The 2,081-nt window shown below is 65.1% G+C and carries 1 protein-coding gene; it reads left to right on the top strand.

What is annotated here, in order from left to right; genetic code table 11:
- Positions 1 to 52 precede the first annotated feature (52 nt).
- Positions 53 to 2,081, top strand: a 2,029-nt coding sequence (locus D5398_RS25230) for an S-type pyocin domain-containing protein (protein ID WP_208646092.1), incomplete at its 3' end; no start/stop codon positions are given.

Below are 2,081 nucleotides of genomic sequence, written 5' to 3'. Positions count from 1 at the left end.
CTGTATGTAATTACAGTATTTACACTCAACCGTATGAACCAAGGATAAGGATATGGCACTTGATGCAGACAAAATGACAGCCGCCGGTTACTACCATCACCCCGATGGTAACGGCGTGGACTGGCAGCGGGACCTGGATATGTCGGGCTCCGTGGAAGATACCCTCGGCGTTGAGGGCTACGTGAGCGGCGATTTCAGCCGCAAGCTGAACGCACTGAACGGCGGCCTGGGCATGTCCCTCGTCTTTCGCCCCGGCTCCGTTTCTCAGACCGTGGACGCCCTGGCGATGGCCCGAAGCGTCGCGCAAATCCACCAGCAGGAGCTCTCCATTGCGGTGGACGACGCACACAAGAAACAGGTCGCGCTTGATGAGCAGCTCACCCATGCGCAGAACCAGCGGCTGAACGCAGAAATCAGCCTGAGGGGAAAAAATAATGCCCCCGCGGGCGAGCGGGCACAGGCCACCCTGGATTTACAACAGGCGCTGGCCCGGGAGCTGCAGGCGAGAATGGCCGCCGAGGAAAATGCCGTACTCTATATTGAGGCCGACATTATGCTCAATAACGGCCGCGTCTGGTGGCCCCGCAGCGCAGCGGACGTCAACCAGGCCAGACAATACATTGCAAAACGCCAGGGTGATAAAGCGGCCACGGAGCAGCTTATCGCCGGCGATAAGAAGGACCTGGCGGCCCTCCTCGCGGCGGCTGAGCGCACGAAGCAGGATATCGACCGCATCCGCAGTGGACTCGTCCCGGAGAAATATCGCCCTGACAGCGAGAAAGCCGCCGCGCGGCAGCAACAGCTGACGGGGGCCGCGGCCCGCCGGCAGTTGGAGCAACAGCAGGAAGCGGCGGTCCAGCGCCAGATTGATGAATACCAGTACCAGATAAATATCGCGGTGCAGCAAAAGGCCTCTGCCGACGGGCGCGCCAGTGCCCACGACGGGGCGGCCAACAACGTGCAGAACGAGCAAAATGTCCTGCGCCAGCGCCAGCAGCAGCTCTTTGACGGCTACCAGCGGTTCGTCAATCAGGGCGTCATGAACGACGGATTCCACCCCCTGTTTCGCGTGGGGTCGACGATGCTGCAACAGTCGAACGCGGTCAAGGCGCAGGCGGATGCGAAGCAAAATGACATCAACCGCGAGCGCAACGCGGCGGCGCAGGCCCGTCACGAAGCCGCCCAGCTCCAGCAGCGGGCAGAGCAGTATCAGCGGGACAAGGCCGGCGCAGAAAACCGGCTGAACGCCCTGCGCCAGGAACACCAGGCGCGGGCGCAGGCAGACGCCGCGGCCGCCAGTCAGGCCAGCTCGGAGGCCGCGGCCAGACAAGCGGCCGACGCGAAAGCCAAAGCGGAAGCGGATGCCCGAGCCCGCGCGGCAGCACGGCTGCGCAAGGCCACGGCGGAGCTGATGGCCCGGGCCAGCGTACACCCCGCCCCCGTCTATACGGCGCAGATGGTCAGCGCGGCGGAGACTGCCCTGCGCGCCCCGGGCGCCATGGTGCTGGGAGGGCATCCGGGCACGGCGCAGTTTGCGGCAGCCGGCAGCGGTGCCATGGAGCTGGCCGATGACATCCTGTACGTGCTGTCCAAAGGCTGGGCCGAGCTTAAACGTGCGGCAACGGTAAACGCCCTCGGTCCGCGCCTGGGCGTGGTGGTGGCGGGGTTTTGGCCGATGGAAGCCGGTAAAGGCAGCGACAAGGTGCCCGGGCGTGACGTCCCCGCCCTGTTCTCTTATCCGCTCAGCGCGGTCCAGGGCAGCGGCGTGAGCCTGACGCCCGGTGCCTCCACGGCAAACCTGCCGGTGCGCGGTGCGCTGGTCCTGGAAAATGACCGGCTGACGCTCAGGCTGTTAAAAACGGGCGAAGGAAGTTTGCCCGGGACGGTGCCAGTACTCAAGGCCGTGCGCGATGAGGCAACGGGCCTGGACCGAATCACGGTGCCCGCGGTCGGAGGACTGCCGCCCCGGACCGTCCTGATTAATCCGGTCCCTGTCCCGGTGGCGCCCGCTGACACCGGCAACCGCTCTCCGGTTCCGGTCACGCCGTGGCATACGGGCACAGCAGCCAAACCGGTCGAAA

It is taken from the genome of Rahnella bruchi, from assembly GCF_003614975.1.
GTDB classification, from domain to species: Bacteria; Pseudomonadota; Gammaproteobacteria; order Enterobacterales; family Enterobacteriaceae; genus Rahnella; species Rahnella bruchi.
The sequence above is the reverse complement of the archived record's forward strand: the minus strand, read 5'-3'. Positions and strand labels throughout refer to the sequence as shown.